The 7,491-nt window shown below is 65.7% G+C and carries 8 protein-coding genes; 7 read left to right on the top strand and 1 reads right to left on the bottom strand.

What is annotated here, in order from left to right; translation table 11 throughout:
* Window positions 1-328: 328 nt before the first annotated feature.
* The 7 genes from KH616_RS18605 (at window position 329) to KH616_RS18575 (ending at window position 6,405) form a co-directional block, all read left to right on the top strand.
* Window positions 329-1,090: a response regulator transcription factor gene (locus KH616_RS18605; protein WP_292249615.1), complete on the top strand. Its 762-nt coding sequence runs from the start codon at window positions 329-331 to the stop codon at window positions 1,088-1,090.
* Between the two features lie 26 nt (window positions 1,091-1,116).
* On the top strand, window positions 1,117-2,415 hold the full coding sequence (gene hemA, locus KH616_RS18600; protein ID WP_292249614.1) for a glutamyl-tRNA reductase: 1,299 nt from the start codon (window positions 1,117-1,119) through the stop codon (window positions 2,413-2,415).
* A 79-nt stretch (window positions 2,416-2,494) separates the two neighbouring features.
* Window positions 2,495-3,577, top strand: coding sequence for a peptide chain release factor 1 (prfA, locus tag KH616_RS18595; RefSeq protein ID WP_292249613.1), 1,083 nt, complete (start codon window positions 2,495-2,497; stop codon window positions 3,575-3,577).
* Window positions 3,578-3,585: 8 nt separating this feature from the next.
* Complete coding sequence (gene prmC, locus KH616_RS18590; RefSeq protein ID WP_292249612.1) at window positions 3,586-4,428, top strand: peptide chain release factor N(5)-glutamine methyltransferase; 843 nt, start codon at window positions 3,586-3,588, stop codon at window positions 4,426-4,428.
* Between the two features lie 66 nt (window positions 4,429-4,494).
* Window positions 4,495-4,806 (top strand): Grx4 family monothiol glutaredoxin, encoded by a 312-nt coding sequence (grxD, locus tag KH616_RS18585; RefSeq protein WP_292249611.1) that lies wholly within the window; start codon window positions 4,495-4,497, stop codon window positions 4,804-4,806.
* A 13-nt stretch (window positions 4,807-4,819) separates the two neighbouring features.
* Window positions 4,820-5,416 carry a UbiX family flavin prenyltransferase gene (locus KH616_RS18580; RefSeq protein ID WP_292249610.1) on the top strand — a complete coding sequence of 199 codons (597 nt, stop codon included), beginning with the start codon at window positions 4,820-4,822 and terminating at the stop codon, window positions 5,414-5,416.
* A gap of 197 nt (window positions 5,417-5,613) precedes the next feature.
* Window positions 5,614-6,405: a class III extradiol ring-cleavage dioxygenase gene (locus KH616_RS18575; protein WP_292249609.1), complete on the top strand. Its 792-nt coding sequence runs from the start codon at window positions 5,614-5,616 to the stop codon at window positions 6,403-6,405.
* 103 nt (window positions 6,406-6,508) lie between these two features.
* Here KH616_RS18575 and KH616_RS18570 read toward each other — a convergent pair.
* Window positions 6,509-7,491, bottom strand: a 983-nt coding sequence (locus tag KH616_RS18570; RefSeq protein WP_292249608.1) for an APC family permease, incomplete at its 5' end; no start/stop codon positions are given.

Here is a 7,491-nt window from a genome sequence, read left to right as displayed (position 1 = left end):
ATTGCCGGCGATCCTGGCTGCCCCAGCGCCTGCGATGCCGACGAGCACCGCGAACCACCAAGCTGGCCGTCCGGCGCGCCGCATGGGATGCAGCCACGTGCCGAACAGCCCGACGGCCGTTCCCAGAACGATGATTCCAAACCAGTTCATTCGACGCCTTTTTTTAAATTCAGATTCGTCCAATAGGCGTGAACGACTCCCGCGGCTAGCATCGATCCCATCCATCCAATCCGGGAACGGCACCCTGCTTGCCACGCAACTTTCGAGTTTAGGGGCCGACCCAACGTTATGGCAAGCGCGCGTCGGCTGTCGCGCTGATGAAATTCACATGCGAATAGCTCTGATCGACCCGGATGCGAGTCACGCGTCGCTACTGGACCGCCTTCTCTTCGCCGGTGGCCACCTCTGCCATGCGTTTCCGACCGGCGCTTCGTTTCTCGAATGGCTCGCCACCGAAACCTGCGACCTGGTCATCACCGACTACTGGGCGGGCGACCGGTCCGCCGAAGAAATCATTCCGCAGGCGCGCGCGATCCTGCCCGGCCTGCCCGCCATCGCGCTCATGACGCTGCCGCGCGAAAGCGAGATCGTGTCATGCCTGCATGCTGGCGCCGACGACTGCATCGAAAAACCGGTGCGCGGCCCGGAACTGCTCGCACGCGTCAATGCGCTGCTCCGGCGCGCGGGGGTCAGACGGCCGCCGCACCGCTCGCGCGATACCTTCGGCGAATACGAGTTCGAAGCCACCCATTCCCTCGTCCGCTTCGGCGATAAGGTCGTCTCGCTCACGCCGAAGGAATTCCGCTTTGCGCTGCTGCTGTTCGCGAACATGTCCCGGCCGGTGTCGCGCGCCCACATCCTGGAAACGGTCTGGGCCCGCCGACGCGACATGAAGTCGCGTACGCTCGACACACACGCGTCCCGTCTGCGCAGCAAGCTGCGGCTGCTGCCGGAGCGCGGTTACCGGCTACAGCCGCTGTATGGCTACGGCTACCAGCTCGATCAGGTGCCGATCGAGCCCCAGAATTTACGGCCGCCGCTCGCGGACGCCCGATACGCTTCCGGTGAGGAGATCATCAAAACGCTATAATATGGGGCAAAACGATAGCCCTTGATATGCAACTCCTCACGATCGGAATCAACCACCACACTGCGCCTGTCGCCCTGCGCGAACGCGTGGCGTTTCCGGTCGAGCAGATCAAGCCGGCGCTCGTCATGTTCAAGAATGTGTTTCTCGGGCCTCAGGCACCCAACGCGCCGGAAGCCGCCATCCTCTCCACCTGCAACCGCACCGAGCTCTATTGCGCGACCGACGACCGTGCGGCCCGCGAGGCGGCGGTGCGCTGGCTGTCGGACTATCACCGCATCCCGGTCGACGAACTGGCGCCGCACGTTTACGCGCTGCCGCAATCGGAAGCGGTCCGGCACGCGTTCCGTGTCGCGTCGGGCCTCGACTCGATGGTGCTCGGCGAAACGCAGATCCTCGGCCAGATGAAGGACGCGGTGCGTACCGCGTCGGAGGCCGGCGCGCTCGGCACATACCTGAACCAGCTGTTCCAGCGTACCTTCGCGGTCGCGAAGGAAGTACGCGGCACCACCGAAATCGGCACGCAGTCGGTGTCGATGGCGGCCGCCGCGGTTCGGCTCGCGCAGCGCATCTTCGAAAAGGTGTCCGATCAGCGCGTGCTGTTCATCGGCGCCGGCGAGATGATCGAACTGTGCGCGACGCACTTCGCCGCGCAGAATCCGCGCGAGCTGGTCGTCGCGAACCGCACGGCCGAGCGGGGCCAGAAACTCGCCGAACGCTTCAATGGCCGTGCGATGCCGCTGTCCGACCTGCCCACGCGGATGCACGAGTTCGACATCATCGTGTCGTGCACCGCATCGACGCTGCCGATCATCGGCCTTGGCGCCGTCGAACGCGCGGTGAAGGCGCGCCGTCGCCGGCCGATCTTCATGGTCGACCTTGCCGTGCCGCGCGACATCGAGCCCGAAGCCGGCAAGCTGAAGGACGTGTTCCTTTATACCGTCGACGATCTCGGCGCGATCGTGCGCGAAGGCAACGCATCGCGCCAGGCCGCGGTCGCGCAGGCCGAGACGATCATCGAGACGCGCGTGGAGAATTTCATGCAATGGCTCGACACGCGCAGCGTCGTGCCGGTGATCCGCCACATGCATACGCAGGCCGATGCACTGCGCCGCGCCGAAGTCGACAAGGCGCAGAAAATGCTCGCGCGCGGCGACGATCCGGCCGCCGTGCTCGAGGCGCTGTCGCAGGCGCTGACCAACAAGCTGATCCACGGCCCGACGAGCGCGCTCAATCGCGCCAGCGGCACCGATCGCGAATCGCTGATCGACCTGATGCGCGGCTTCTACCAGCACGCGCCGCGCTCGAACGACCCGTCCGGCCACTAGCGCCGGGCCCCCGTTTCGCCGTCCATCCGGGCGGCTTTCCCTTTTCCGATTTCCTTGCCCGGGAGCGCTGCTCCACACCATGAAACCGAGCATGCAAAGCAAGCTCGACCAGCTGTCCATCCGGCTGGCCGAACTTAATGACCTGCTGAGCCGCGAAAATGTCACGGCCGACCTCGACCAGTACCGCCGACTCACGCGTGAACATGCGGAAATCGGCCCGGTCGTCGAGCATTACGCGCTGTGGCGGCAGGCCCGCAACGACGAAACGGCCGCGCAGGAACTGCTCGGCGACGCGTCGATGCGCGACTTCGCCGAGGACGAACTCAGAAGCGCCCGCGACCGCATGGGCCAGATCGAAACCGAGCTGCAGACGATGCTGCTGCCGAAGGATCCGAACGACGAGCGCAACATCTTCCTCGAAATTCGCGCGGGTACGGGCGGCGACGAGTCGGCGCTGTTCGCGGGCGACCTGCTGCGCATGTATCTGCGCTACGCGGAACGGCAGCGCTGGCAAGTCGAGATGATGTCGGAAAGCGCGTCGGATCTGGGCGGCTACAAGGAAGTGATCGTGCGGATCGCCGGGCAGGGTGCGTATTCGCGGCTCAAGTTCGAATCGGGCGGCCACCGCGTGCAGCGCGTGCCGGCGACCGAGACGCAGGGCCGCATCCATACGTCCGCGTGCACGGTCGCGGTGATGCCCGAAGCCGACGAGATCGCCGAGGTCGAGATCAATCCGGCCGATCTGCGGATCGACACGTTCCGGGCGTCCGGCGCGGGCGGCCAGCACATCAACAAGACCGATTCGGCGGTGCGCATCACGCACATTCCGACCGGCATCGTCGTCGAATGCCAGGACGACCGCTCGCAGCACAAGAACAAGGATCGCGCGCTGAAGGTGCTCGCCGCCCGGATCAAGGACAAGCAGTATCACGAACAGCACGCGAAGGAAGCCGCGACGCGCAAGAGCCTGATCGGCTCGGGCGACCGCTCGGAGCGCATCCGCACCTACAACTTTCCGCAGGGCCGGATGACCGATCACCGGATCAACCTGACGCTCTACAAACTCGAGGCGTTGATGGATGGCGACCTCGACGAGCTGATCGCCACGCTTGTCAGCGAACATCAGGCCGAGCTGCTCGCGTCGCTCGGCGACGCCGACTGAGGCCAGCCATGAGCGCCATGACAGCCATCGAACTGCTGCGCGCGTCGCCGCTCGACCCGGTCGACGCGCGCGTTTTGCTCGCGCACGCGCTCGGCTGGACCCGCACGCAGCTGATCACCCGCGGCGACGAGCCGCTCGGCGCCGCCGAAGTCGAACGCTATCTCGCGCTCGAGGCGCGCCGCAGCGCCGGCGAGCCGGTCGCGCAACTGGTCGGGATGCGCGAATTTTTCGGGCGGCCGTTCGACGTCACGCCGGACGTGCTGATCCCCCGCCCGGAAACCGAACTGCTCGTCGACGCAGCACTCGACGCGATCGACGGCATCGCGCATCCGGCCGTGCTCGATCTCGGCACCGGCAGCGGCGCGATCGCGGTGTCGATCGCCGCCGAACGGCCCGACGCGCAGGTGTGGGCGCTCGACCGTTCAACCGCGGCGCTCGCCGTCGCGCGGCGCAACGCGGACAAGCTGCTCGATGCGCCGCGCCCCGGCGGACCGCTGCATTTCGTCGCAAGCGACTGGTACGCCGCGCTCGATCCGGCGCTCGTCTTCGACGCCATCGCCAGCAATCCGCCGTACATCGCGCAGCACGATCCCCATCTGTCGCAGGGCGATCTGCGCTTCGAGCCGCGCGGCGCACTTACCGACGACGCCGACGGCCTCACCGCCATCCGCACGATCGTCGCGGGCGCCGGGGCGCGCCTGAAAGCGGGCGGCTCGCTGTGGATCGAGCACGGCTACGATCAGGCGGACGCGGTTCGCACGATCCTGGCCGCGCACGGCTTCGTCGCGATCGAGTCGCTCACCGATCTCGCCGCGATCGAACGCACGACCGGCGGCCGCCGGCCCGGCTGACACCCGGCCCGCCCGGTAGAAATCCGCTATCATTTCGTTCCAATGCCCGCTAACGCAAGGTCAGTCATGGACACCCAACAACGTATCAAGCAAATCGTCGACGAAAACCCCGTCGTGCTCTTCATGAAGGGCAATGCGCAATTCCCGATGTGCGGCTTCTCCGGCCGCGCCGTGCAAGTGCTGAAAGCCTGCGGCGTCGAGCAGTTCAAGACGGTCAACGTGCTCGAGGACGAAGCAATCCGCCAGGGCATCAAGGCATTCTCGAACTGGCCGACCATTCCGCAGCTGTACGTGAATGGCGAATTCATCGGCGGCTCGGACATCATGATGGAGATGTACCAGTCGGGTGAGCTGCAGCAGCTGTTCGCCGCCGCGTAACGCCCCTTCCCCGATGGAACCTCGCATCGCGCCGCCTCGCCGGCTGATCGTCGCGATCACCGGCGCCACCGGCGCGATCTACGGCGTGCGGCTGCTCGACATGCTGCGCGCCGCCGGCGGCGTCGAAACGCATCTGCTGATTTCGAGCGCCGGCTGGCTCAATATCCAGCATGAACTGAAGCTGTCGAAGGCCGACGTCGAACGCCGTGCGGATGTCGTGCATTCGGTGCGCGACGTCGGCGCGACAATCGCGTCCGGGTCGTTCGCGACCGATGGCATGGTGATCGCGCCGTGCTCGATGAAGACGCTCGCCAGCGTCGCGCATGGCCTGTCAGACAACCTGATCACCCGCGCCGCCGACGTCACGCTCAAGGAGCGCCGCCGTCTCGTGCTGCTTGTGCGGGAAACGCCGTTCAACCTCGCGCATCTGCGCAACATGACGGCCGTCACCGAAATGGGCGGCATCGTCTTCCCGCCGCTGCCGGCCTTCTACACCATGCCGAAGTCGATCGAAGAGCTGGTCGATCATACGGTCACGCGGGTGCTTGACCTGTTCGCGCTCAGCGCACCGCTGACGACGCCCTGGGAAGGGATTCGGCACGCGCAGTAACGGCGCCTCAGCGTCCATTTCATCCTTTCTCCGCGCATCTTCCGACAACCTCATGGAAAATCGCGTCGCGTGCCGGCGAGCACGTGAAATCACCCGATCATTATCAACAATTACGATCGAATAAAGTCCGCGCAGAAGGTTTATCCATTCCCAACGCGGATCTATAGTCGCGGCACCATCATTCGCAGGCCACCGCCATGAACCGCTTGCCTTCGCTTTTCCTGTCCCACGGCGCACCGACGCTGCCGATCGATCCGACGCTGCCGTCCGGCGCGTTCACCCATCTCGGCACGGAACTGCCGCGCCCGCGCGCGGTGCTGATGCTGTCCGCACACTGGGGCACGCGACAACCTGTTGCGAGCATCGCGCAGCGGCCCGAAACGATCCATGACTTCTACGGATTCCCACGCGCGCTGTACGACATCCAGTACCCGGCGCCGGGCGCGCCGGAGGTCGCCGAACGTGCAGCCGGGTTGCTCGATGCCGCCGGCATCGCGACCACGACACACGAGCACGGGCTGGATCACGGCGCGTGGGTGCCCATGCTGCTGATGTTTCCGGAAGCCGACGCGCCGGTCGCGCAATTGTCGATCCAGCCGCAGTCGGATGCGGCCCATCATTTCCGGCTCGGCCGTGCGCTGCGGCCACTGCGTGACGAAGGCGTGATGGTGATCGGCTCGGGCCAGATCACGCATAACCTGCGCGAGGCCGATTTCAACGCGACGCCCGAAGAGGCCGACCCGCGCGTGATCGAGTTCACCGCCTGGTTCGAAACGAAACTCGCCGAACGCGACATCGACGCGCTGCTCGACTATCGCCGTCTGGCGCCGCATGCCACGCTGATGCATCCGACCGACGAGCATCTGCTGCCGGTATTTGCCGCGCTCGGCGCGGCCGACGACGATTACCAGCTCGGCATCCAGTCGCTCGGCACCTACCAGCGTGTGCTGGCGATGACGAACTACGTGTTCGCCAGCGCGGCTGCATAGCGACGCGTCCCGCGCCCGCCAACAAAAAAACCCGCCCGAGCCTGGCTCGGACGGGCTTGTTCGACAACCGTCGCCCCCGATCTGGCGACAGCCCAGCGTGGTGTCAGACGCCGATGCCCTCGAGGATCTCGTCGGTCGATTCACGCTCGTCGAGATACTCGCTGCGGTAACCGCTGCTCACGCCCCAGTAATAGAACATCAGCGAAATCGCCGCGACGACGACCATGTCCCAACCGTACGGCAGCAGACCGTAACCGCCGAACTCCTTGCTGCCGATCAGCGACAGCAGGGCCATTGCCGGCAGATACGCGACGAGCCACCACGCGGCCTTCAGGTCGCGACCCCAGCCGCCCCAGCCCGCCTTGCTCTGGAAGTAGAAGTACACCGGCAACGCGACGACCATCAGCAGGATGATATGGCCCGTCAGCGGCCACTTCGCCCAGTACAGGATCAGTGATGCGCAGACGAATGCGAACGGCGCGATCACGCGCATGCCCGCAATCGACAGCGGACGCTCGATGTCGGTCGCCGCACGGCGCAGCGCCATCAGGCTGATCGGGCCGGTCAGGTACGAAATCACCGTTGCGACCGAGATCACCGCCGCGAGCGAGCTCCAGCCGCGGAAGAAGAACAGGAAGATGAAGGAAACCAGCAGGTTGAACCACATCGCCTGGCGCGGCACGCCGTAGAACGGATGCACGTTGCCGAACATCTTCGGCATCGTGTTGTTGCGCTCCATCGCGTAGATCATGCGGGTCGTCGTCGCCATGTACGTCGTGCCGGTGCCGCTCGGGCTGATGAACGCATCGACGTACAGCAGGATCGCGAGCCAGTTCAGATTCAGCGCGATCGCCAGTTCGGCGAACGGCGACGAGAAGTTGAAATGCGCCCAACCCTGCGCGACGTCAGGCGGATTCACCGCGCCGATATACGCAACCTGCAGCAGCACATAGATCACGAGCGCGAGCAGGATCGATGCGATCACCGCGAACGGCACGCTGCGCGCCGGATTGCGCGCCTCGCCCGCCAGGTTGACCGGGCTCTGGAAGCCGTTGAACGCGAACACGATGCCGCTCGTCGCGACCG

This window comes from Burkholderia sp., from assembly GCF_018375725.1.
In the GTDB taxonomy this organism is placed as follows: domain Bacteria; phylum Pseudomonadota; class Gammaproteobacteria; order Burkholderiales; family Burkholderiaceae; genus Burkholderia.
This window is presented reverse-complemented; position numbering and strand designations above follow the sequence as displayed.